Annotated in this window: 24 protein-coding genes, 1 rRNA gene and 1 pseudogene; 16 read left to right on the top strand and 10 right to left on the bottom strand. The window is 56.4% G+C overall.

Annotation, left to right across the window (positions count from 1 at the left end; genetic code table 11):
• Positions 1-132 precede the first annotated feature (132 nt).
• Positions 133-252: ribosomal RNA gene (gene rrf / locus CIP100161_RS11350) — 5S ribosomal RNA — on the top strand.
• 317 nt (positions 253-569) lie between these two features.
• Here rrf and CIP100161_RS11345 read toward each other — a convergent pair.
• Entirely contained in the window at positions 570-1,619 is a 1,050-nt protein-coding gene (locus tag CIP100161_RS11345; RefSeq protein ID WP_155874386.1) for a pseudouridine synthase, read from the bottom strand.
• Here CIP100161_RS11345 and CIP100161_RS11340 point away from each other — a divergent pair.
• From CIP100161_RS11340 to CIP100161_RS12280, 4 genes are all read left to right on the top strand, one after another.
• Positions 1,555-1,692 (top strand): hypothetical protein, encoded by a 138-nt coding sequence (locus tag CIP100161_RS11340; protein ID WP_166443178.1) that lies wholly within the window; start codon positions 1,555-1,557, stop codon positions 1,690-1,692. The two genes, CIP100161_RS11345 and CIP100161_RS11340, sit on opposite strands and share 65 nt — an antisense overlap.
• Positions 1,693-1,857: 165 nt before the next feature.
• Complete coding sequence (locus CIP100161_RS11335; protein WP_155874385.1) at positions 1,858-2,760, top strand: universal stress protein; 903 nt, start codon at positions 1,858-1,860, stop codon at positions 2,758-2,760.
• A 281-nt stretch (positions 2,761-3,041) separates the two neighbouring features.
• Positions 3,042-3,305, top strand: coding sequence for a GlsB/YeaQ/YmgE family stress response membrane protein (locus CIP100161_RS11330; RefSeq protein ID WP_004567434.1), 264 nt, complete (start codon positions 3,042-3,044; stop codon positions 3,303-3,305).
• A gap of 243 nt (positions 3,306-3,548) precedes the next feature.
• Positions 3,549-4,175, top strand: coding sequence for a TetR/AcrR family transcriptional regulator (locus CIP100161_RS12280; protein WP_155874384.1), 627 nt, complete (start codon positions 3,549-3,551; stop codon positions 4,173-4,175).
• Here the strand turns inward: CIP100161_RS12280 and yidC are convergent.
• Positions 4,105-5,313, bottom strand: a pseudogene (yidC, locus tag CIP100161_RS11325) (membrane protein insertase YidC); the annotation flags it as partial. The gene CIP100161_RS12280 and the pseudogene yidC sit on opposite strands and share 71 nt — an antisense overlap.
• Positions 5,314-5,480: 167 nt before the next feature.
• On the opposite strand from yidC, the gene CIP100161_RS11320 reads away from it, so the two are divergent.
• Positions 5,481-6,302 (top strand): class E sortase, encoded by an 822-nt coding sequence (locus CIP100161_RS11320; RefSeq protein ID WP_155874382.1) that lies wholly within the window; start codon positions 5,481-5,483, stop codon positions 6,300-6,302.
• A 6-nt stretch (positions 6,303-6,308) separates the two neighbouring features.
• The gene (locus tag CIP100161_RS11315) at positions 6,309-6,461 is read left to right on the top strand and encodes a hypothetical protein (RefSeq protein WP_166443177.1); all 153 of its coding nucleotides are present in this window, start codon (positions 6,309-6,311) and stop codon (positions 6,459-6,461) included.
• Between the two features lie 61 nt (positions 6,462-6,522).
• Here the strand turns inward: CIP100161_RS11315 and uhpT are convergent, their stop codons facing one another.
• Together uhpT and CIP100161_RS11305 are read right to left on the bottom strand one after the other, a co-directional pair.
• The gene (uhpT, locus tag CIP100161_RS11310; RefSeq protein ID WP_155874381.1) at positions 6,523-7,932 is read right to left on the bottom strand and encodes a hexose-6-phosphate:phosphate antiporter; all 1,410 of its coding nucleotides are present in this window, start codon (positions 7,930-7,932) and stop codon (positions 6,523-6,525) included.
• A gap of 133 nt (positions 7,933-8,065) precedes the next feature.
• Positions 8,066-8,590: a DUF2020 domain-containing protein gene (locus CIP100161_RS11305; protein ID WP_232053205.1), complete on the bottom strand. Its 525-nt coding sequence runs from the start codon at positions 8,588-8,590 to the stop codon at positions 8,066-8,068.
• On the opposite strand from CIP100161_RS11305, the gene hrrS reads away from it, so the two are divergent.
• Both hrrS and hrrA read left to right on the top strand, forming a co-directional pair.
• On the top strand, positions 8,472-9,914 hold the full coding sequence (hrrS, locus tag CIP100161_RS11300) for a heme-responsive two-component system sensor histidine kinase HrrS (RefSeq protein WP_155874379.1): 1,443 nt from the start codon (positions 8,472-8,474) through the stop codon (positions 9,912-9,914). The two genes, CIP100161_RS11305 and hrrS, sit on opposite strands and share 119 nt — an antisense overlap.
• 81 nt (positions 9,915-9,995) lie before the next feature.
• Positions 9,996-10,634, top strand: a complete 639-nt coding sequence (gene hrrA, locus CIP100161_RS11295) for a heme-responsive two-component system response HrrA (RefSeq protein ID WP_155874378.1) — start codon at positions 9,996-9,998, stop codon at positions 10,632-10,634.
• Between the two features lie 57 nt (positions 10,635-10,691).
• Here hrrA and CIP100161_RS11290 read toward each other — a convergent pair whose 3' ends face one another.
• Positions 10,692-11,009, bottom strand: coding sequence for a histone-like nucleoid-structuring protein Lsr2 (locus CIP100161_RS11290; protein WP_155874377.1), 318 nt, complete (start codon positions 11,007-11,009; stop codon positions 10,692-10,694).
• Positions 11,010-11,167: 158 nt separating this feature from the next.
• Positions 11,168-11,800 carry a DUF6474 family protein gene (locus CIP100161_RS11285; RefSeq protein WP_155874376.1) on the bottom strand — a complete coding sequence of 211 codons (633 nt, stop codon included), beginning with the start codon at positions 11,798-11,800 and terminating at the stop codon, positions 11,168-11,170.
• Positions 11,801-11,912: 112 nt separating this feature from the next.
• Here CIP100161_RS11285 and CIP100161_RS11280 point away from each other — a divergent pair, with 112 nt between their 5' ends.
• Together CIP100161_RS11280 and CIP100161_RS11275 are read left to right on the top strand one after the other, a co-directional pair.
• Entirely contained in the window at positions 11,913-13,481 is a 1,569-nt protein-coding gene (locus CIP100161_RS11280) for a TM0106 family RecB-like putative nuclease (protein ID WP_155874375.1), read from the top strand.
• A gap of 16 nt (positions 13,482-13,497) precedes the next feature.
• Positions 13,498-14,847 (top strand): glycosyltransferase 87 family protein, encoded by a 1,350-nt coding sequence (locus tag CIP100161_RS11275; protein ID WP_155874595.1) that lies wholly within the window; start codon positions 13,498-13,500, stop codon positions 14,845-14,847.
• On the opposite strand, the gene CIP100161_RS11270 is transcribed toward CIP100161_RS11275, so the two are convergent.
• Positions 14,844-15,380 (bottom strand): NADPH-dependent FMN reductase, encoded by a 537-nt coding sequence (locus tag CIP100161_RS11270; protein ID WP_155874374.1) that lies wholly within the window; start codon positions 15,378-15,380, stop codon positions 14,844-14,846. The genes CIP100161_RS11275 and CIP100161_RS11270 overlap by 4 nt on opposite strands.
• A gap of 248 nt (positions 15,381-15,628) precedes the next feature.
• The gene (locus CIP100161_RS11265) at positions 15,629-16,228 is read right to left on the bottom strand and encodes a superoxide dismutase (RefSeq protein ID WP_014311038.1); all 600 of its coding nucleotides are present in this window, start codon (positions 16,226-16,228) and stop codon (positions 15,629-15,631) included.
• Positions 16,229-16,381: 153 nt separating this feature from the next.
• Here CIP100161_RS11265 and msrA point away from each other — a divergent pair, with 153 nt between their 5' ends.
• Both msrA and CIP100161_RS11255 read left to right on the top strand, forming a co-directional pair.
• Positions 16,382-17,044 (top strand): peptide-methionine (S)-S-oxide reductase MsrA, encoded by a 663-nt coding sequence (gene msrA / locus CIP100161_RS11260; protein ID WP_155874594.1) that lies wholly within the window; start codon positions 16,382-16,384, stop codon positions 17,042-17,044.
• Positions 17,045-17,382: 338 nt separating this feature from the next.
• Complete coding sequence (locus CIP100161_RS11255) at positions 17,383-18,510, top strand: ATP-binding protein (protein ID WP_155874373.1); 1,128 nt, start codon at positions 17,383-17,385, stop codon at positions 18,508-18,510.
• Here the strand turns inward: CIP100161_RS11255 and CIP100161_RS12275 are convergent.
• Both CIP100161_RS12275 and CIP100161_RS12270 read right to left on the bottom strand, forming a co-directional pair.
• Positions 18,507-18,926, bottom strand: a complete 420-nt coding sequence (locus CIP100161_RS12275) for an HAD family hydrolase (protein ID WP_232053163.1) — start codon at positions 18,924-18,926, stop codon at positions 18,507-18,509. The genes CIP100161_RS11255 and CIP100161_RS12275 overlap by 4 nt on opposite strands.
• A 102-nt stretch (positions 18,927-19,028) precedes the next feature.
• Complete coding sequence (locus CIP100161_RS12270) at positions 19,029-19,178, bottom strand: HAD hydrolase-like protein (RefSeq protein ID WP_232053161.1); 150 nt, start codon at positions 19,176-19,178, stop codon at positions 19,029-19,031.
• Positions 19,179-19,389: 211 nt separating this feature from the next.
• Here CIP100161_RS12270 and CIP100161_RS11245 point away from each other — a divergent pair, with 211 nt between their 5' ends.
• The 3 genes from CIP100161_RS11245 to CIP100161_RS11235 all read left to right on the top strand — a co-directional run bounded on the left by CIP100161_RS11245 (position 19,390) and on the right by CIP100161_RS11235 (position 22,092).
• Entirely contained in the window at positions 19,390-20,346 is a 957-nt protein-coding gene (locus tag CIP100161_RS11245; protein ID WP_004567410.1) for an L-lactate dehydrogenase, read from the top strand.
• Positions 20,347-20,491: 145 nt separating this feature from the next.
• On the top strand, positions 20,492-21,175 hold the full coding sequence (locus tag CIP100161_RS11240; RefSeq protein ID WP_155874372.1) for a glycerophosphodiester phosphodiesterase: 684 nt from the start codon (positions 20,492-20,494) through the stop codon (positions 21,173-21,175).
• Positions 21,176-21,186: 11 nt separating this feature from the next.
• Positions 21,187-22,092 (top strand): DUF5926 family protein, encoded by a 906-nt coding sequence (locus tag CIP100161_RS11235; protein ID WP_155874371.1) that lies wholly within the window; start codon positions 21,187-21,189, stop codon positions 22,090-22,092.
• Positions 22,093-22,149 lie beyond the last annotated feature (57 nt).

The following is a 22,149-nucleotide window of genomic DNA, read 5'->3' as shown; positions in this document are numbered from 1 at the left end:
GAGCAAAAAAAATATAGCATTATTGAGCGTGTCACCTGTTGGGTGATAGTGAAGGTGTAGAAGTGTTTCTCGCGTCTGCTGTGCAGTGTCTGGCATGACACGCCTTCTTCGTGTGGGTGGTTGGTTGTGTGTGTTGGTGGTTATTGTGTCGGGGGGGGGTACGCCCGGTCCCTTCCGAACCCGGAAGCTAAGCCCGATTGCGCTGATGGTACTGCACCTGGGAGGGTGTGGGAGAGTAGGTCGCCGCCAACCTAAAACTTAAAAAATGATAGTTGATGGTGTAGCAAGAGAAGCAGTGTGTTTTGCTTGCTACACCATTTTTTTGTGCACCCACACGTGTGGGGGTGTGCGGTGTGCGGGTGGTGTGTTTGTGTGTGGGGTGTGTGGGGTGCGCCCCCCCCTTTTTTTTTTGCCCGCAGTAAGGGGGGTGGGTTGGTTTTTTTCGTGTTCTCGTATTCGAGACTACGTAAACCCATGCTCGGGGCTGGGGTGTGGGTGGGGTGGTGGTGGGGTTTTCGTGATCACGGATTCGTGGTGGAGGTTCCAAACACACCACCAACCAGCCCCTGTTATCGGATCACTGCACCAGTGAACAAACAGTGGCGGTTGGTGAGAGGATCCGTGAACTCAAGCTCAGTACTCGTCAGGTGCATGGGTCGGGAATAGTCTTCAGCATCTTCTGCGAGGATTGTGGGGTAGATGGTGTCGCCAAGGATGGGGACGCCAGCTGCAAGCATATGGAGGCGGAGTTGATGGGTCTTTCCGGTATGAGGTTTGAGGGTGTAGCGGGCAAGGTCTACGTCGGTTCCATGGAGGGAGTGGAGGCGTTGTTGCGTGGGGGCGTCGATACGCTCGATGGCGGCGACGAGGGTTTCGGCGTTGGGGGGTGCGTCGATAATGTGGCCCTGGATTTCACCGGCGGTTTTGGTCATGTGTGAGCGCCATACGGTACCAGGCGTTATGACTGGGTTATATTCGGCGGTGGCGACGTAGGTTTTGCGGACGTTTCGTTCGCTGAAAAGTGTTTGGTAGGCGCCACGTACGCGTTTGTGCTTTGTGAACAGCAGTAGGCCGCTGGTGAGGCGATCGAGGCGGTGTGCGGGACTGAGCTCATCGATACCCGTGCTGCGGCGTAGTTGAACCGTGGCGGAGTTGGTGATGTGTTTGCCGCGGGGCATCGTCGCAAGGAAGGGGGGTTTGTCGGCGACGAGGATGGTGTCGTCTTCGTAAACCACCGTGCAGCTGTAGGGGATCGTCGGTTCGGGGGCAGGAATGCGATAAAACCAGACGTCGTCGTTGGCGTGGAGTACGGAAGTGGGGCTGGCGATACGAAACCGCGGTCCGATGATGACCTGGTCGGCTTCAAAACGGTGCACGAGAGCATCGGGGGTGTCCTCGGGGTGCCGGTGGCGTTGCGAGGCAATGAGCTCCCAGACGAAGTCGTAGGCGGAGACGCCATCGCGTTGCTCGGGAACGCGCACGCGGGTGGGGTTGAGTCCATCTTTTATGCGAAGCGGTGCGTGCCCGCGGGGAATCTGTACTACCCTATCTGTCATGAATATTGATGCTATCGTGAACCCCCTCATGGACTTCTTTAGCCACGGCATTGGCGAGGTCATTGCTCGTGTCCTTCAGTTCCTCTACACCTTCATGTACCCCTCTAACGCTCCTGCGGCTACGCTGCAGCAATAACATGTGATTTTTCCCGCATCCCACCCCTGAACTGGTTGTAACCAGTAGTGTGTGCTGGTCTTGCGCGCTATCATAGAAGTGTTTGGTGCCACAGTGAGGATTCTGTGAGTACCCGCTACCTCAAGCGTGGAAATTCCGCCTTGTGCTTGATAGAAAGGCTTTACAATGACTGCCGAAAACATCGTTGTCGTTGCTGTCGATGGTTCCGAGGCCTCTCAGAACGCCGTTCGCTGGGCAGCAAATACAGCCAACAAGCGTGGCGTTCCGCTTCGCCTCGCCGCAAGCTACACCATGCCACAGTTCCTCTACGCTGAGGGTATGGTGCCACCACAGGAGCTTTTCGACGAGCTCCAGTCCGAGACAATGGACGTGATCGAGGCGGCCCGCGTAGTTGCCCATGAGGTCGCCCCAGACATCAAGATCGGATACGTCATCGCCGAGGGCAGCCCTATCGACATGCTTCTCGACATGTCGAGCGACGTCACCATGATCGTCATGGGCTCCCGTGGCCTAGGCGGCCTCTCCGGTATGGTTATGGGCTCCGTTTCTGCGGCAGTGGTCAGCCACGCCGACTGCCCAGTGGTAGTCGTGCGAAACGACAACCACGTCACCGAAACCAATAAGTACGGCCCAGTGGTCGTCGGTGTCGACGGCTCCGACGTGTCCCAGCGCGCAACCGAGTTCGCCTTCGAAGAAGCACAAGCACGCGGTGCAAAGCTGGTTGCTATCCATACGTGGATGGATATGCAGGTCCAGGCTTCCTTGGCTGGTCTGGCGGCTGCACAACAGGAGTGGGAGATCATCGAGAAGGAGCAAACCACCCTGCTCAAGGATCGCCTGCAGCCATTGCTGGAGCGTTTCCCAGACGTAGAGGTCGAAATGGTGATCACTCGCGATCGCCCAGTACGCGCCCTCGAGGACTGTGCACACAACGCCCAGCTACTGGTGGTTGGCTCCCACGGCCGTGGCGGTTTCCGCGGCATGCTGTTGGGCTCTACTTCCCGTGCGCTGTTGCAGTCTGCACCTTGCCCAATGGTGGTCGTGCGTCCCAATGAAAAAGAAAACTAAAGGCCTAATCTCCTAAGGTTTTAAGAGCCGCCAATGTGCCCGCGAAGGGTATGTTGGCGGCTCTTTTTGGGTTACGTAACAATTTGTAGCCTAATTGTTACGTAACACCTATAGCACCTGTTCAAAGGTATTTATTCGTGATAACGAACTGGTTGAGATGACTACAAAGCGTGGAATTTTCTTGCACGATATCTGCAAGAAAATTGATTCGTGTCTACTGTGGAAATCAAGAACCACCGCGCTCGAATCCGAGGGCGGCAACAAATATCAAGGAGGACAACATGCTCGGACTAGGAATTATCGGCTGGATTATTATCGGCGGCCTTGCAGGCTGGATTGCGTCCAAAATTAAGGGCACTGACGCCCAGCAGGGCATCGGCCTGAACATTATCGTCGGTATTGTTGGCGGTTTCTTGGGCGGCTGGCTGTTGAGCCTTTTTGGTGTCGACGTTGCAGGTGGCGGTCTCTTCTTTAGCTTCTTCACCTGCTTGCTAGGCGCGGTCATCCTGATTAGCTTGGTGCAGCTAGTTACTCGCAAGAAGTAACGCAGTAGCGCTTTTTAGTTCAATGCTCACGAGGATTTTCTCCTCGTGAGCATTTTTTGTACCTTAAGGCCAATTTTTGGAAGTGCTTCTTGGGGAAATGCGATCTTAGGGTGCAAAAATTGCTCACACGCCCGCAGTACAAAATGCTGATTCAGCCACAAAAGGTGAATAGACTGATCTGTTCAGATATAGTGAAAAGCACTTGAATTTTTCGTAGAACTTCTGGAAAGGAAGTGGATCGCTTTGGCCGAGGCGAAAAGCACGAAGACGATGAGTCGTCGACGTAACCGTCCGAGCCCTCGTCAGCGCCTTTTGGATGGCGCAACGCAGCTTTTTACCACCGAGGGAATTCGGGTGATCGGCATTGATCGCATTTTGCGTGAGGCTGATGTAGCCAAGGCGAGTTTGTACTCTCTGTTCGGATCCAAGGATGCGCTGGTTATTGCCTATTTGCAGAACTTGGATGAAAAGTGGCGCGAGCAGTATTACGAGCGCACTGCTGAGATGGGTTCGCCAAGCGAGAAAATTCTCGCATTTTTTGACCAGTGCATTGATGAGGAGCCGTTGAAGGATTATCGCGGTTCGCACTTCCAGAATGCTGCTAACGAGTATCCGCGCCCAGAGACGGATAGTGAGCGCGAGATCGTGTCGGTTGTGATGGAACACCGCCGATGGTGTTTGGAAACGTTAACCCAGTTGTTGACGGAGAAGAACGGGTATCCCGGTACTGTTCAGGCTAATCAGTTGATGGTTTTTCTGGATGGTGGTCTTGCGGGTTGTCGTCTGAATCGCTCGGTGGAGTCGTTGAAGACTGCTCGGGATCTTGCGGTTCAGTTGTTGTCTGCTCCTCCTGCTGATTATTCGATTTAGGATCAAGGCCCTTCTTAGCGGCCTTTTTCTTTTTATATTTTTCTACGTGCCGAGTGATTTTTTCGAGACGTTCGGCATTTTTTTCGTTGTTGATTTCGTTTTCGGCTTCGCGACGTTTCTCGCGGATGGCCTTCTTGCGGGCTTTTTCGGCTTCTTTTTCTTCGCGGACTTCATTTTTAATGGTGCGGGCTTGCTGGCGTAGTTCCGCAATCTTCCATGGTTGGATGAGGCTGCGGTTGCGGAGGCGTCGTAACGCTTTTTTGCGAGATTTTTTTAGCACTACGCGTTCTGCGCGCTGGGCACGGCGCTCGGCTTGGAAGGCCCTATGGTCGTTATCGTAAGGGTACTTCCACCGCAGGGCGAGGAACATGCCGTTGTTTTGGAGAAGGGTCCACAGGTTATTAGCAACCCAGTATAAGCAAATTGCAGCTGGGATCGGGCCAAACAGGCCGGCCTGGAGTAAGCCAATGGGGGCGACGAGCACCATAACGATGAGGAAACGGTACGTACTCACCGCAAATTCGGAATCATGGTCGATGGAATAGCGGGTGCGCAGGGTGGAGACGATCATGTTGATAGTGGTGAACACACAGGCGGCGATGATAAGCGGCAGAACAAAGGCGTGGATGGTGGGCTGGTCGGTACCAAGGTGTGCGAGCTGCTCTGGGGACATGGAGTTATAAGCGGGCAGCGGCACGCCGAAGAATCGGGTGTCTAGGAATGAGCGCACGTTGTCGGAGGTGAGCAGGCCGATGGGCTCGTGAACGGTGGCGTCGAGGCCCTCTTTGGGGCGTGCCATGCGCAACAGCACCTGGTAGAGACCCAAAAACACTGGTACCTGAATCAATGCGGGAACACAGCCCGCTGCCATGCTGTAGCCGTATTCCTCTTGGATTTCTTTTTGGCGACGTTCCTGTTCAAGGATGGACTCTTTGTCGGTGCGCTCCGCGTATTCCTCTTTGAGGCGTTTGATTTTCGGGCGCATCATGATGGCGAAGCGTCCGGACTTGAACTGCATCCACGAGAAGGGGGCGATGATGGATCGGACTGTCACAACCAGTGCGAAGAGCGACGCAACCCAGGCTTGTGACTGGGAGACGCCAAATAGATCCGCAAATATGTAGTGCCATAGCCGCATCACACCGGATACGGGGTAGATAAACATCTCAAGCACGGGGAAACTCCGATCGGGACGTATCACGAACAAACAGACTTAAATGGTACGCGCAATCGGGTTGTAGAGGGGAAACGGTGGGCTGCGCTACGATTGTGGGCACACCAACCTAAAACAACGATAAGGAATGTATGAGTAGTCCCGTGGTTTCTCCCGAGCAACACCTCACGGCGCGGCGTCGTCCGCGGGTGACGGTCACGCAAGTGATCGGGGAGCTGCTGCTCACAGCAGGTGTGCTGTTTTTCCTCTTCGCTTTCTATGAGGCGTATTGGACCAACATTGAGGCTGGTAAGGCCCAGGCTGCGGTGAGCGACAAGATGGATGACCAGTGGAAAGAGCGGGTGAATCCGCGTAAGAAGCTCACCCCTGAGTTGGGTGAAGCGTTTGCGCGTATGTACATTCCGCAGTTTGGTTCGGATTTCCAGTTCGCGATCGTGGAAGGCACGACGGATGCGGATCTAGAGGCTGGTCCTGGTCATTACAAGGACACGCAGCTGCCGGGTGAGCGCGGCAACTTTGCGGTTGCTGGTCACCGCGTGGGCAAGGGCGCGCCTTTTAATGATCTGGGCAACTTGAACGTGTGTGATGCGATTGTGGTGGAAACGCGCACGTCGTGGAGCGTGTATCGCGTCATGCCGGTGGATTCTTCTGGCCAACAGCGTTACGACGAAGCCATGGGGTGCTTTACTCCTGAGCAAGCTGAGCGGATAACGCATGGCGATTATGAGCATGTTAATGGCCGGTTTATTACTACTCCAGGTGATGTGTCGACAATTAGCGCGCTGCCGGAGACGGATGTGATCGAGGCAGATCCTGGGATGGAAGGCATTATGACGATGACGACCTGCCACCCGCAGTTTTCCAATGCGGAACGCATGATCGTGCACGCCATGCTGACCGAGCACTTCCCTAAAAACGGGGACAATAAACCAGCAGCGTTAGAGGAAGGCTAAAAAATAATGTATGGATTTTTGTGGCATATCATTCCTGGGCCGCGATTGGTCAAGGTTTTCATTGCTGTTGCCCTTTTAGTGGCGGTGTTCTTCTTGCTCATGGAAGTGGTATTTCCGTGGGTGTCGGCGATGATGCCTTATAACGACGTGGCTGTGTAAAACAAAAAGAACTCGCCTGCGGCAATTCCTGCCGCAGGCGAGTTGTGTTATTGGTGAGCTGCTAGGCGAGTGTCTTTCCCACGGCCTCTGCAGCTTGGAGTTTGCGGATGCGGCGTTCTTCGCCGACGGCGACGATCATGAGCAAGATGATACCGACGGTCAGTGCGAAGTAGAAGACGGTAAAGACGGCACCCCAGCCGTGGAGGAGGTGTCCGAAGACGGTGAGACCTTTTTGTTCGGGGTCTGCGATGGCGGCGAGGCCGACTTTGGCCATGGAGTCGCCAAAGAGGTAGCCGAAGGTACCGGTCATGCCGTTAGCCACGCTGATTGCGCGCTTAGGTACGAAGCCGACGAGCGAGACGCCGATGAGCAGCTGAGGTCCGAAGATGAGCGCGCCCAAGATGAACAGCGACAGGTTGACCATGGTGACGCTGCTGGCGTTGCGGTAGAGCATCACGGCGAAGTAGATCATGGAAAGGCAGCCGATTGCCACGATGGCGCGGCGACCTTTGAGCAGGTCGGAGACGTAGCCCCATAGCAGGCTGGCCACCAGTGCGCCGATCTCGAAGTAGAAGATGGTGTTCACGGCGTCGCCCTTGTCAAAGTGGAGTTCCTCGGTGACGTAGAGCGGTGCCCAGTTGTCGATACCAATGCGGACGATGTAGACGAAGACGTTGGCGATACAGAGCGTCCACAGCCAGGGGTTTTTCAGCACGTAGTTAAGGAAGATTTCGCGCTGGGGCATGGTTTCTGCCTGGGAGTTTTCTGCTTCTACGGCCTCGCCGAAGATTTCCTCGCTGCGGTTCCAGCCCAGTTCCTCGGGGTCGTCTTTGCCGACGAAGAGGCCGATGATACCGATGGTGAGGCCGATCAGTGCTGGGAAGATGAACATGCCGACGACGTTGCCGCCGAAGAATACGTTAGCGCCCCAGAGCGCTAGGCCACCGGCGAGTGCGCCACCGACGTTGTGGGAGGCGTTCCATAGGCCTAGGTATTTGCCGCGTTTGGTTCGGGGTGCCCAGCGAGAAATCGTCGAATAGGAGGCGGGGCCGCCTGCGGATTGGAATAGACCGTTAAGGCCCCACAAGACGATAAAGATGCCGATGACTGAGCCGAAGTAGCTCAGCAGCAAGCCCATCAGGAGGACCACGGTGGAGGCGCAGATCAGCAGAGTAGAGATGATGCGCTTGGAGTTGTGACCGTCTACGAAGTAGCCGACCAAGGTTTTGCCGATGCCGTAGGTGATGGAGAAGGCGAGGCCGATGTAGCCCAGTTGGAGGGTGGTGAGGCCGAAGTCTTCTTTGAGCATCGGCTGTGCGGCTTTGAAGTTGTTCCTGATGAAGTACATCGACATGTACACGAAGAACACGACGAAGAACGCCTTGAGGAACTGTCCCAGCCACATCTTGCGTTGTTGCTCGAGTGGTATTCCTTTGTTGGGGATTTTCTTGAGATCGAACACGCTGAACATATCTGAATCGTTACAGAAAATATGTTGTTTCACAAGATTGAATATTATTAGCAATATGCAAAACCGCAGGTCGCGTTGTTCAAAAATGTGAAATCTCACATAAACAAGAGTCCGATTTGTCCGATTGGGGGAGTTAGAGACCTAATCGGACAATGGCCTCCTTAGCCATCAGCTCCGCCTTCAACGACTGCTGCTGGTTACTCCACACCACCACAGCAACAGGGCCCTTTTGTACGGCATACACCGCACCCTCCTCATGGCCGGCACGGCCACCCGACCAGCCCTCCGGTTCCTCGGCAGGCTCGGTGGTATCAATAGGGGCCGCCCAATCAACCACCCGAATGGCCTCTTCCTCAGAAGGCATATGACGCACCATCACCGTGGCCTGCGGGGCCTCGGGATAAGACCAGAACACGCACGCGGGGGTATCAAAACGCGTATCCACGCCTTGGCCCGTCATGCGCTGGCCATTTGTGTCGGCAACCCACTGGGAATCAAGATACGGGCACTCCTCGAACCCCTCGCGGCCTTGGGGCGGCATGGGGAGGGCGTCGAAAGGCAAAGCGGAATCGTGCACCACCGCGGGATCGGCGGGGGCAGGGGCGCCGGAAACCTCGTTGGAGCTAGGGGTGTTCTGGGAAGAACAAGCAGATAGCAGCACTGACACGCCCAACGCCGCAGCAGGCAGTAATGTACGTTTCATGCAGTCAAGCCTAGATCCTGAGAAGCCCTCAGGCACATCACACCTCACCGACACGGGGCAACTCGACGTTTCCCACCACTCTGGACGCCCCGGGGCCGCGCTGTACTACCGCTCCATGAACGTGCTCACCAGCGTGTTGTTGCTGGTATCGCTCGCCGGCGTGGTCAGCTTGGATCGCCGCAGCGCCATCGTCGCAGTCATCCTCAGCACGCTTTTTGCCTTGTTCTATGCTGTGGCCGCGCTGAGCCGACGGCGCGCCATGTGGACCAAAGCCATGCTGCTGGTCATCCTCACCGTGTTGTGGGTCTTTATGTTGCCTATCATCCCCGTGAGTATCTACATGGTATTCCCGCTGTTTTTCCTTTATCTGCGGGTGCTGCCCGATATTCGAGGCATTATTTTGGTGGTCGGCGCAACGGCAATCGCGATTACCAGCCAATTAGCGCAGCTGACCATTGGTGCGGTGATGGGGCCGGTGGTGTCGGCGCTGGTGGTCATCGCCATCCATTTCGCGTTCGAAGCGATCTGGAAGGGTGCGCGTGAGCGCGAGGAGCTTATCGACGAACTCCTAGCTACCCGCAATCAGCTGGCAGAAACGGAACGCGCCGCAGGTATCGCCGCAGAGCGCCAGCGTATCGCCCACGAGATTCACGACACGCTCGCCCAGGGGCTTTCGAGTATCCAAATGCTGCTGCGGGTTGCCGAGCAAGACATTAAAAAGTCCGGGATGCCGGAAGCGGAACAACAAGCACCCCTGCACCGCATGGAGCTTGCACGCTCGACCGCGGCAGAAAACTTAAGCGAAGCTCGTGCGATGATCGCAGCCTTGCAGCCAGCAGCGTTGAGTAAGACCTCGCTTGAAGGGGCATTGAATCGAATCGCGGAGCATGTGGTGGGTCCAGAGATCAGCATTGAGGTTGACGGTGAGGGACGCCAGCTACCCATGCGCGTGGAGGCGGCTCTGGTGCGTATCGCCCAAGGGGCGCTGGGCAACGTCGCAAAGCATTCGGGTGCCACGCATTGCCACCTCACACTTAGTTACGGGGAAGAAGAAGTGCGTCTCGACGTTGTGGACAACGGTCACGGCTTCGACCCCGAGCAAGTAGCCCAACGCCCTGCGGGGTTGGGGCACGTGGGCATTAGCGCTATGCAGCAACGCGCTGCGGAACTAGGTGGGGAGCTGGTTGTGGAGTCGGAACCTGGTCAAGGAACCGCGGTGTCGGTGGCGTTGCCTGTAGACATCGAGGAGATTCATTCAAAAGATCAGGATCAGTGTTAGCAATTAGTTGTACAGCTGCGCTAGGTTAGTGAGAGGGTACCTGCACGCGCAAGCGCATAATAGAAAGGGCGTGGAGAACGCATGATTCGAGTTTTGCTCGCTGACGATCACGAAATTGTCCGCTTAGGCCTTCGAGCCGTACTCGAAAGCGCTGAAGACATCGAGGTAATCGGCGAAGTAGCCACCGCTGAAGCCGCCATCGCTGCAGCAGAAGCCGGCGGTATCGACGTGATCCTCATGGATCTGCGCTTCGGCCCAGGCGTGCAGGGGACAAAGCGCACCAGCGGTGCAGACGCAACCGCTGCCATCCGGCGCAGAATGGATAATCCGCCAGAGGTACTCGTAGTAACCAACTATGACACCGACGCGGACATCCTCGGCGCTATCGAAGCCGGTGCCTTGGGCTACATGCTCAAAGATGCGCCCCCAGAGGAACTGCTGGCGGCGGTGCGTTCCGCAGCAGAGGGTGATACCGCACTGTCGCCTACCGTGGCCAATCGTTTGATGTCGCGTGTGCGGGCCCCACGTAATTCGCTTACCCCACGCGAACTGGAAGTGCTCAAGCTGGTCGCCGGTGGCTCGTCCAACCGCGATATTGGGCGCAGGCTGCTGCTGTCTGAGGCGACGGTGAAAAGCCACCTCGTGCACATCTATGACAAGCTGGGTGTGCGTTCCCGCACCTCGGCGGTGGCTATCGCACGCGAACAAGGTGTGCTGTAACTAGGCATAAAATATCACCGTTGCAGAGTCGATTGTGCTCCGCAACGGTGATATTTTTTAGCGCTTGGTGGACTTAAGGAACGCCTCGATCACATTCGACGGGATCTTTCCTCGATCGGCTACCTGATAGTTATGCTTTTGGGCCCACGCACGAACCGTCTTGGGGTCGTAATGTGTCGACTCGTCGACCTTAGCCCGGTGTGCCTTTTCTATGAAGGGCGCTAATGCGTCCTCAAACTTTTGTGCATTATCGGCCGAAAGGTCCAATACGTAATTAATACCGTTGACGCCGAATCGCACAACATGAACCTGATCTTCGGCCAGTGGGGTGTTGTCAATATCGTCAAAGTACTGGGTGATTTCACGACGTGCCATGAGGAAGTGTCCTTTTCAAAAGAAATAATTGGTTTCTATTACATGATAGAACGAATTGGCATTCCCCAAAATAAAAATTCGAAAATTTTGGTTATTTGGGTGTGAAAACTCATTAATGGGGTTACTTCTCGTGGAGAGAAGCAACCCCGCTGGCCACATTATTCGCCGATTTTATCTTGGATTTGACGCGCTAACTGGTCTAGATCATTAGCAATGCTGCGGTGGCTACGCTGGCGCAGTTCGGGGGTCATGTATTCGGCATTATCCACGGCGAAGGTGAGGTCGTCGAGACGCTGCTCCACATCAGCTATAAATCCCTTAGGTAGCGACGATACCTTCACCGAACAGCGGATACCCTCAATGCGGGCTTTGAGCTCAGCGCCGTGGCCGGCAAAACGGGCAAGGTCGGAAGGATCAATACCAAGGCGCAGCGCGCGCTTGGTATTTGCCTGCTCTTTAGCCAAAGTAATTCCGCGATAAATGAGCGGCAATACAATAGGGGCTAAGGTGCGTGCAGCGCCGGCGTAACGCAAGACATTATCTTTATTAAATTTGCCAGCCTTGAGTTGTTCCAAAGTGGTTTTGGCGAGTTTTTCTTCGTGCTTACGCTTTGCCTTGAGGCCCTTGCGTTCTTCTTTCAAGAGAGCCTTTTCTTGTTGGGCGAGAAGTTTATTTCTTTTTATTTCCAGCTTTGTGGCGTCTTTAACTTCTTGGCGAGCCTTGGCTTTGGCTGCCTTGATTTCTGCTTTAGTTTTCGCGCGAGCCTTACGGAAGGATTCGAATAGTCCCATTATTTCATCCTTATCGAATACGTGAGCCATTTTTATTGAGGGGCACAAACCATAAACCAGTGCCCAGTTCAATTCCACACTACCCGCGTTCGTGCAATAAGCTGGAGAACTTGTGGAAACTGATACGTACCTGCAACCTTCCGACCTAGTCGGTTGCCGCTACCGCCAAGTGCAGCGGCGGCGCTTCCCAGACGTATCGGCAACCGAAAACTCCCAGCTCAGGCGCGAACGCCTCCTTGATTCCCGCCGAGCCGTCTTTGACTTGCTGCCCACCAAGCCCCAGATCGGGGACACCCAGCGCTTCCTGCGTATTGATCTTCGCCCCGACTATCCCGCCCGCGTAGACCACGAGGATATATGGCAGACGTATCTGCAGACGTTGGAAGCCATCGCCGATCAAGCCAGCATTATCACTGGTGCAGTCCTCATCGGTGAGAGCGAGGGGATTGGGTGGCACGCAGAACTCGACGCGCTTATCCGACGCCCCGATGGCTGCTACCTTCCCCTGCTGGTGTCCAACCACCGGGTGGCCCGCCCCGCGCGCAGCACCGACCAGGCCAAAACGGTTCGGATGATCGCCACTGGGCGCCTAGGGCTGGGGCAGCCCTACAAGGTGGCCACCAAGCTCAAGCACCACTCCATTGACTCGTTCACGTTGGGTCTTGCTGCTCAGGCACTCGATAGCCTCGGAGTGGGGTGCCGGCGGGCGCTTATCATTGGGCAAAGCCGCGATCAGGCGTTTGTGCTCAATACCGACTTTTTCCAGCAGGGGCTTAGCAATGCGCTGCGCGCGACGATCCCAACGGGGCCGCGCCGGGTCAAGGAGTGTGCCAGCTGCAGGTTTGTTGACTTGTGCGGCGCTCAGCTGCGGGAGCGTGATGATCTGAGCCTGTTTTTAAGCGGTGATCGCGCTAATCCATTCCGCGAGCGGGGGATCGACACGGTCCAGGGGCTTATCGACGCCCGCCTCGGGCGACCTTCCGAACTTGCGGCGGCATGGCGCGCCCACATTCCCGTTCTCGCCGTGACTGAGCACGTAGATCATGAGCGCTTTGACGTAGAGATCGACATCGACGTAGAGGCCTACCTCGACCACGGTGCCTATCTGTGGGGTGCCTACGATGGTGAGAGCTATCATCCGTTTGTAACCTGGGAGCCTCTTGGAGGTCAGGCGGAAGGAGGAAACTTCGCGCGATTCTGGGCGTGGTTGATGGGGCGTCGATACGCAGCCGAGCAGGCCGGACAGACCTTCGGGGCATTTTGTTACTCCGCCCACGGCGAAAACCACTGGCTGCGCTTTAGCGCGCGCCGGTTCCACGGCAAAGTAGAAGGCGTGCCCAGCGAAGCCGAGGTGCTGGACTTCATCCAATCGGGGCAGTGGCACGACGTATTCGTGGTCGTCAAACGCAACCTCGTGGGCCCGGAAGGATTAGGGCTGAAGATCGTGGCCCCCGCCGCAGGGTTTAGCTGGGAGGCGAACGACGTTGACGGCGAGGCAAGCGTGAACCTCTACCGCGAAGCCGTGGGGCTCGATACCCACGCGGACGCAGAAACCAGGATACAGGCGCGCGCGACGCTGCTGAGCTACAACGGTGACGATTGTCGGGCGACCGCCGCGGTGCGCTCGTGGTTGAACGCGGGGGCACCTGGCGTGCCATTGTTGAACACAATGCTGCATTGATACTGTTACACGCGTGATAAATAACTGCGACGAGCACAGTTTGCTGCGCTTCCTCCGCTGGCGCAGCACTATGGTGGTGGCCTGGCTGGTTCTTGCGACGATCCTTGTCCTAGGCGTAATGGACCACGATGCGCTCTTTATGCGCAAACCCATCTACGGTTTCGACTCGTTATTTATTTACCACTACGACTTCGGCGTGTACTACGAGGGTGCGAAGGCATTTGCCGAGCAAAAAAACTTGTACACGCAGGGCTACCAAGTCCATAACATCAGCCTGCCGTTTACATATCCGCCATTCGCGGCGCTGGCGTTCGTGCCATTTACGATCTTGCCGGTGCGCGTGGCTGCCCTCCTTTTCGACCTCGGCTCCGTGGTCGCCCTATGGTGGTGCAGCGTCCTAGTTACGCGCGCTATCGCAGGGCAGCGCCCTGAATGGACGCGTATCGACGCCTACCGCCTCGGACTCGTAGTCACCGCAGCCGCCGCAGTGCTGGAACCCATGCGTGAAAACATCTGGTTCGCCCAGATCAACGTCTACCTCATCTTGCTGGTGCTGATCGATACCCTCGCTAGGAAAACACTGCTGCCCCGCGGTGTTTTAGTAGGCATTGCCGCAGCTATCAAACTCACGCCAGCAGTTTTTGGTCTGTACTTCCTGATCAAACGCGACTTTAAAGCCGCCGCTTGGTCTATTGCCTCCGGCGTGGGAATGAGCGCGCTTGCGTGGGGAATATCCCCAGAAAACTCTCGCAGCTACTGGCTGGATGTACTGCATGATTCGGGGCGTATCGGTGAGCTGAGCTGGCCGTCCAACCAGTCCTTGAAAGGTGTGCTGGCGAGGCTATTCGGGGCAGATACCAGCGCCGTGCCTTGGGCCCTACTATGCGTGGTCACCATCGCGCTGATCGCCTGGATCATGCACAAACTGCTCGCTCAAGAAACCCCGCAGGCAGCGGTTGTTGCTGTCTGCATAAACGCGCTCGTGGCACTGCTGTGCTCGCCAGTATCGTGGAGCCACCACTGGCTCTGGATCGTCTTTGCAGTCCAAACAGCTCTTTTGGTGCTTGTAAACCAAAAAGGTGCGCCACGACGCATGCTCGCGGCAGGCGCGCTATCAGGTGTTGTGGCAATGATCTGCCAAGGGCACTGGCTGCTGCCACGAAGTGACCGCGCCGCTGAGCGCTGGCCACTATGGCAACACATTATCGGTGATAGCTACGTGATCCTCGCGGTTGCCAGCCTCATAGCGATTGCCCTGTGGCTGGCAAGGCCGTGGACGGCTGCGCAGGATCGCAGCTACGCAGCTATCACCACCGGTGTGCTGGCGGTCTACGCCCTTGCGTGCGCTGCCATCGCTATCGCCTAGCTCTGTGCGTTTTTGCGCACGAGCTTTTCAAACGTATCGATGTAGCGCTGCACGAAGGCTGCGGTGTCGGGGACCAGCTTGTCGCCGTCGAAAAGCGTAGGGGACTGACCGAGGAACACCTCAGGCTGACCCGTAATAGGCATCTCGAAGTAGGACAGAGCAAGGCGCAGGTTCTTGTGCGCGCTGTAGCCGCCCATGCGGCCAACGGAGTGGCTCATGATGCCGGCAGGCAGGCCGGTCCACGAAGGGGTGGGCTTGGAGCCGACATCGACGGCGTTTTTCAGGCAAGCCGGAATCGTGCGGTTGTTTTCCGAGGTGACAAACAAGATGGCGTCGCAACTTTGGATGGCGTTGCGGAAGTCGGTGTACTCCTGCGGCGGGTTGGCCTCGAGGTCTGCGTTGTAGAGTGGGAGGTTGCCAATTTCAATGATGTGGCCCTCGAAGTCCGCAGGGAACATGTCGATGGCATTGAGAGCAATTTTGCGAGCGTAGGACTCCTTGCGGAGGCTTCCTACTAAGACACCAATTTTCATGGGCTTCCTTTCGTTGCTTATGGGAAGCCTTTAGTCTATCCTAGAGTTCAAGCCATTGAACAATAGTGTTTAATTGCATTCTTCCGTTCTGGATGGCCGAAAGATAAGGAGTGTTATTGAGAGTTTCTTTCCTTAGTTGAGATGTGCGAAAAGGCCCCCTTAAAAAGGGGGGCCTTTGAAAAACGGCTCCGTTGATACCGAGCCACAGTAGCTCAACGCTACTGAGTGCTACATAGGCTTATGTGGGTTTACTTGGTAGCAGCCTCGAAGCGAGCAGCAACGTCGTCCCAGTTGAAGACGTTCCAAACAGCCTTCACGTAGTCAGCCTTCACGTTCTTGTACTGAAGGTAGAAAGCGTGCTCCCACATATCGAGCATAAGAAGTGGGGTCAGGTTTGCGGAGATGTTGCCCTGCTGGTCAGTGAGCTGCTCGATAACCAGACGGCCACCGATGTGATCGTAGCCGAGCACAGCCCAGCCGGAACCCTGCAAGCCAAGAGCGGCAGCAGAGAAGTGATCCTTGAACTTCTCAAAAGAACCGAACTCCTTGGCAATTGCCTCAGCCAAAGCGCCGGTTGGCTCGCCGCCACCGTTAGGGGAGAGGTTCTTCCAGAAGATGGAGTGGTTGGTGTGGCCACCCAAGTTGAAAGCCAGATCCTTGGACAAAGCGGTGACAACAGCACCGATCTCACCGTTCTCGCGAGCCTTCTGCAACTTCTCCAGAGCGGCATTTGCGCCGTTCACGTAGTTAGCGTGGTGCTTGGAGTGGTGCAGCTCCATAATCTCGGCAGCGATGTGTGGCTCGAGAGCGTCGTATGCGTAATCGAGTTCAGGAAGGGTGTACGTCATTCTTCGTTCCTTTCGTTGGATGTGCCTACCATGATAGGTGAATCCTCACATTTGGCAACAATTATTTGGCGAAATGTGTCTTTCGTGGTCAGAAAAACGAAGAACTGCACGAAATTGTGGAACATAATTCCCAAAGTGCACGTTGATGTCGATATGGGATGGTTATTTGGCGCACCGCGCTTAGTAGAAGAAAAAGACGCACTCAAAGGCGGACCGCACCCGGTCCTGCCCAACCCACAGCCACACGCTGTACTAGGAACCCTTCGAGGTCAACCAGGCACCGAAACCCTATATATAGGTATCGGCTGCTACTGGGGAGCAGAAAAACTGTTCTGGGAAACCCCAGGCGTGGTGTACACCTCCGTAGGCTTCGCCGGTGGAATCACACCGAACCCCACCTACCGCGAAACCTGCACCGGACGCACCAACCACACCGAAGTCGTCGAAGTTGTCTACGACCCAACACAGGTCACCTTCGACGAACTCGTGGTCAAAGCCATGGAAGCCCACGACCCCACTCAAGGCTACCGACAAGGCAACGACACCGGAACGCAGTACCGCTCCGCGATCTACACCGCCGGCCCCAACGCCGAACAGCAGGCGCAACGCGCCCGCGAGATCGTAGAACACTACGCTCCTAAACTTGCCGCAGCCGGCCTCGGGCGCATTACCACCGAAATCCTGCCACTCGCCAGCACCCCAGCCGGCGAATACTACATGGCTGAGGATGAACACCAGCAGTACCTGCACAAAAACCCACTAGGATACTGCCCGCACCACTCCACCGGAGTGGCCTGCGGAATCCCAGAAGCGTAGGGCGCTGGGTCTCATTAACACTTTATTGATACTTCATTAACGATTTTTCTCAATGAGAGTGTCAATGAAGTGTTAATGAGGCTATCATTGAGAGATATTTTGTTAATCAAGTATTAATGAGGTTCTCAATGAACGTGTGGGATGAGGAGCAGCTACGCCAATTACTGGCGGAGCTGGCCCTAAGGGGTGGCTTCTCAGGCACGCGTGGCAGTACAGCCACCGGTTTTCGTCGATACGCACACAGTTGCTATTGATGGGAAAACGTTGTCGTTATTGAGGTCGCAGGTTTACCGCTCATAGACCGGCCGGCGCGCTACCGCGGCGAAAGCTATCTGCGGATGGCGGACGGTGACTACCGCATGACTAGCTCTGAGCTTCGCATGCTAGAGGTTGCTAAGCTCCATGCAAGCGAAGCGGTAAATTACGATGCCGTTGTCGTAGAAGGAACGAGCGTCGATGATCTTGATGCGACGCTGGTGAAAGACTTTCTTGCCCAAATCCGCGCCACCAGCAGCCGGTTGCGTCAAGTAGAAAACGATGAAGAGCTGCTAAGGCTTCTTGCAGTAACGACGGCGTCTGGTGAGCTCACGCGTGCTGGGCTTTATGCCTTGGGTTTTTATCCGCAAGGACACTTCCCCTCGCTTTCTGTCACGGTGGCACAGCGGCTTCCCGACGGCAGTGCGCATGGCCGCATTTACGACTTGGAAACCTTTGATGGTCCCGTTCCAGCACTGTTGCAATCAACGATGGAGTGGTTGGCTAATCGACTGGGAAAGATTCGTCGTTACGATCCGAACGGATCATTGCGAGAGCACCCCGAGTTGCCCCTCGAAGCGGTGCGGGAAGCAGTAGCCAATGCGCTTGTCCACCGGGATTTAGGTCCTAACACCCTTGGCGTGGGCAAAGCTATCGACGTTCGCCTCATGCCCGACAAACTCGTCATCGTAAGCCCTGGTGGGCTTCGTGATCTCACCGTGAATCAGTTAAAGTCGCGCGACTTGGCAAGGCAAGAGGTCAACCAGCGCCTTTACCGGATGTGTCAAAGTATCCGCATGTCAGACAACTCTTTTGTGATTGAAGGTGAAGGTGGCGGAGTGCAAATGATGCTCAAGGCTGCACGTGCGGAAGGTCTCCCAGAGCCCGATCTCATTGATACAAGTACGCAGTTCACTGTGAAAATATGGCGCCCAATTTTCAATGCCCCGCCGCAAGAGCCGCAACCTGAGCCACAGCCGACCGTGCAAGTACCTGCGCCTACAGAGAAACTAAGCGGCAATGCTGGTGTGATCGCCAAGCTGCTCCGTGCCCAACCTTCGGGAATGACCGTCGACGAGATCGCGGAAGCATCAGAACTCAGTGTGAGCCAAGCCCGCTACGCGCTGAACAAGCTACGTGCGACTGGGTTGGTCACAATGGAAGGAAAGCGAGGTTCCCAAGCCACTCGATACGCATGGACTGGGAGCTAAGCGAACTCGATTTCCCTAAGGCTTGCTACCTCTCCTGCCCCCGTGCGATCGAGGTGAATCGCATGCATGCCTGCGGCGCGCGAGCCGAGGACGTCGTTACGCAAACTATCGCCGATCACCAATACCGACTCCGCCGGCAACGCAAGACGCTCCAACACCGCCGCGTAGCTGGCCGGCTGGGGTTTTGCCGCCCCGAGCTGCGCGGTAGCGAACATAACAAGGCGGTCATCCCACAGGCCTGTGCGCACCAACTTGTCCTTTTGGAGATCCTGCGCGCCGTTAGTAAAAATGCCCACCGTGGCAGAAGTGGCCAGCGCACGGCGCAGCGCGTCCACGGCGTCAGGGTAGGCGCGCCAAGAGTCGGCATAGTGCTTGAGGTAGACCTGAAACAGCTCCATGGCGCGCTCTTCTGGCATGTCGGGGCTGTGGAGGTAGTCGCGGATGCGCTCAATGCGCTGGCCACGGTGGGTGACCTCGCCGCGTTCGAAGGCCTTAAACCATGCGATTTCGATGGCGTTTCAGCGGTCGGGGTCTTCGGAGACTCCGAGTTCACGGGCCCAGCGGCGTGCGCCTTCAAGGCATGCGGATTCGTGATCGACAAGGGTGCCGTCGAGGTCGAAAAGGATGGCGGCGAAGTGGGGTGTTGCGGGGTGTGTTGCGGAAGGCACGGGCTTGGTTCCACCTTTAAGGGGTTACGTTTGGGGCTATATCTGGGGCTGTAAGGTATATCTCAACACAAAAAGCAAATAACACGGGCATATTCCAACATTATCGGGCATAATGGGGTGTTGGGTCCCGCTGTGCACGATACTGCCACACCGCTGCACACTAGGCACACTAGAGGCTCACGAGCCGATCACGAATTTTAGAAAGGTCATTGTGAAGAACATCGTCGGAAACAAGGTCGTTCTCATCGGAGCAGGCGACGTGGGAGTGGCCTACGCATACGCGCTGGTCAACCAGGGCACAGTAGACCACCTCGCCATCATCGACATCGATGAGAAAAAACTCGAAGGCAACGTGATGGACCTCAACCACGGTGTGGTGTGGGCGTCGTCACGCACGAAGGTTTCTAAGGGCACCTACGCCGACTGTGAAGACGCAGCCGTCGTAGTCATCTGCGCAGGCGCGGCACAAAAACCAGGCGAAACCCGCCTCCAGCTCGTCGACAAGAACATGAAGATCATGAAGTCCATCGTGGACAACGTCATGGCCAACAACTTCGACGGCATCTTCCTCGTAGCCTCCAACCCAGTCGACATTCTCACCTACGCCGTATGGAAGTACTCCGGATTCGACCACCACCGCGTCATCGGCTCCGGCACCGTCCTCGACTCTGCACGCTTCCGCTACATGCTCGGCGAGCGTTACGACGTCGCCCCAAGCTCCATCCACGCCTACATCATCGGCGAACACGGCGACACCGAACTCCCCGTCCTCTCCTCTGCAACCGTCGCCGGCGTATCCATGCGCCGCCAACTGCAAAAGAACCCAGGGCTCGAAGAAGAACTAGAGAAAATCTTCGAAGAAACCCGCGACGCCGCCTACACCATCATCGACGCCAAAGGCTCCACCTCCTACGGCATCGGCATGGGCCTAGCACGCATTACCCGCGCCATCATCCACAACCAAGAAGTAGCACTGCCTGTCTCCGCCTACCTCGAAGGACAATACGGCCAAGAAGACATCTACATTGGTACCCCAGCCGTGATCAACCGCGGCGGACTCAACCGCGTTGTGGAACTCGAGCTCACCGCCCACGAAATGGAACGCTTCATCCACTCCGCGAACACCCTTCGCGAGGTCCAGGAGAAGTTCTTCCCACCAGCTAACTAAGGGCGCTTATTGTGATAAGTGAGTAGTTCGTGCCAAAACTTTTTCGCCTCCGCAGCGTTTCCGCAGGTCGGAGATATTAGAAAATATTTAATTTGGCACGAACTACTCACTTTGCTCTTTTTAGCAACAGAGTAGTCTCAAAAATATGGAGATCATTGCACATCGCGGATTTCGGGGCCGCTACCCAGAAATGACAGCACAGGCATACGAAAAAGCCTGCGAGCTGCCAATTCATGGGGTGGAATGCGACGTACGACTCACCGCCGACGGCCACCTCGCCTGCGTCCACGACCGCACCCTGCTGCGCATCGCAAGCTGTGGACTCGTCGTCTCAACAGCAACCATGGACCAGCTCAGAGAACACGGGGTGATCACCCTCGACGAGCTCATCGACATCCTCCCCGAGGACAAACACCTCTATATAGAAACAAAACACCCCATGCGCTACGGGGTCATGGCCGAAGAACAAGTCGCACTACGCCTGCGCTATCGTGGCCTACTCCACGACCCCCGATTCCACCTCATCTCCTTCTCCCATGCGGCCATCCGACGCATGGGGCGTATCGCGCCGGGCTTTGACACCATCTACCTGCGCAGAGAATGGGAACTACGCTACAACCCCAAGGACTTCGCCATCTCCCGACCATCGGCTTGGGGGCTTTCCTTGGCACATGCGAAGCTGCGGCCCCAGCTTATCGGTCGCGACGGCAAAAAGACCTACATGTGGACGGTTAATGACGCCGACGATGTACGCTGGGCACGCGACAACGGGGTGCAGTTGCTGGCCACGGATTACCCGGATGTAGCTCTTGAGGCGCTTGCCCAATAGACTTAACCCTTATGGCTAAGAAAAAGAAGAAGGAACAGCTGCCTGAGGGCATGAGCCGCAGGCAGGCTAAGTTGGCGGCTCGTGCCGCCGAACGCGCCGCTTTTGAACGCGACCCCCGCCCCTACGGCGGTTTCTCCTTTGAAACCGACCTCGTGGCAGTACAGGAATTTGTCCCCTCTGCTATCGCAAAGATCGAGGTCGAAGGCCTGGATAACGTCTACTTGTGCACCGTGCTCCCCGGTGGATCCGCAGCACTCGTGCGTGAAGAGTCCGCCGGTGGCGAAGTGTTCGTCGCATTGCAGACCCAGGCTCGCTCCCAGAACCCGAACCGCGACCTCGCATACGCCCTGAACTGGGCAAAGACCGCTAAGCCTGGCGACATCCTAGAAAAGGGCCTCGCAGATGGCACCGAGCCAAAGCTTGCGGAACTGCTCAAGGACCAAACCCTTGAGATCATCGAGTACTCCAACTTTGACTGGTGGCTTCCAGAAGGCACGACCGTGAACCCTATGCAGGCCCAGGCAATTCAGGCTGCTAACGATTCCGTCTTGCCATCCGCGCGTATCGACGCCCCAGTCCCCGGCACCGTCTGGTGGATCAACCCCGGCGAGAAGGCCCACATCCGCTGGGTTCGCGTCGAAGCTGAGGATGCGCTGCTGCGTGCCCTCGCTCGTATCGCTGCACGTGGCGAGCTCAAACTCGGTGAAGAAACCAAGTTCGCAGGCGCGTTCCGCACCCACGGGCTGGTCGTGCCAGTGTGGGACCTCGACCCAGAGCGCGCACCAGAAAGCTACGCCGACGACCTCGTTGTGCTGAACGAGAAGATCGAAGCAGAGTTGGCTAACGACGCCCAGCTCACCGCCGATGAGCGCAAGCAGCTCGAAAACATCAAGTCCCGTCAGGTGACCATCCGCTAACACGGCACTGGCGACAAAAGGAATGCCACCGAGGATCATGCGGTCCTGGGTGGCATT

The organism is Corynebacterium rouxii (genome assembly GCF_902702935.1).
GTDB lineage: Bacteria > Actinomycetota > Actinomycetes > Mycobacteriales > Mycobacteriaceae > Corynebacterium > Corynebacterium rouxii.
This window is presented reverse-complemented; position numbering and strand designations above follow the sequence as displayed.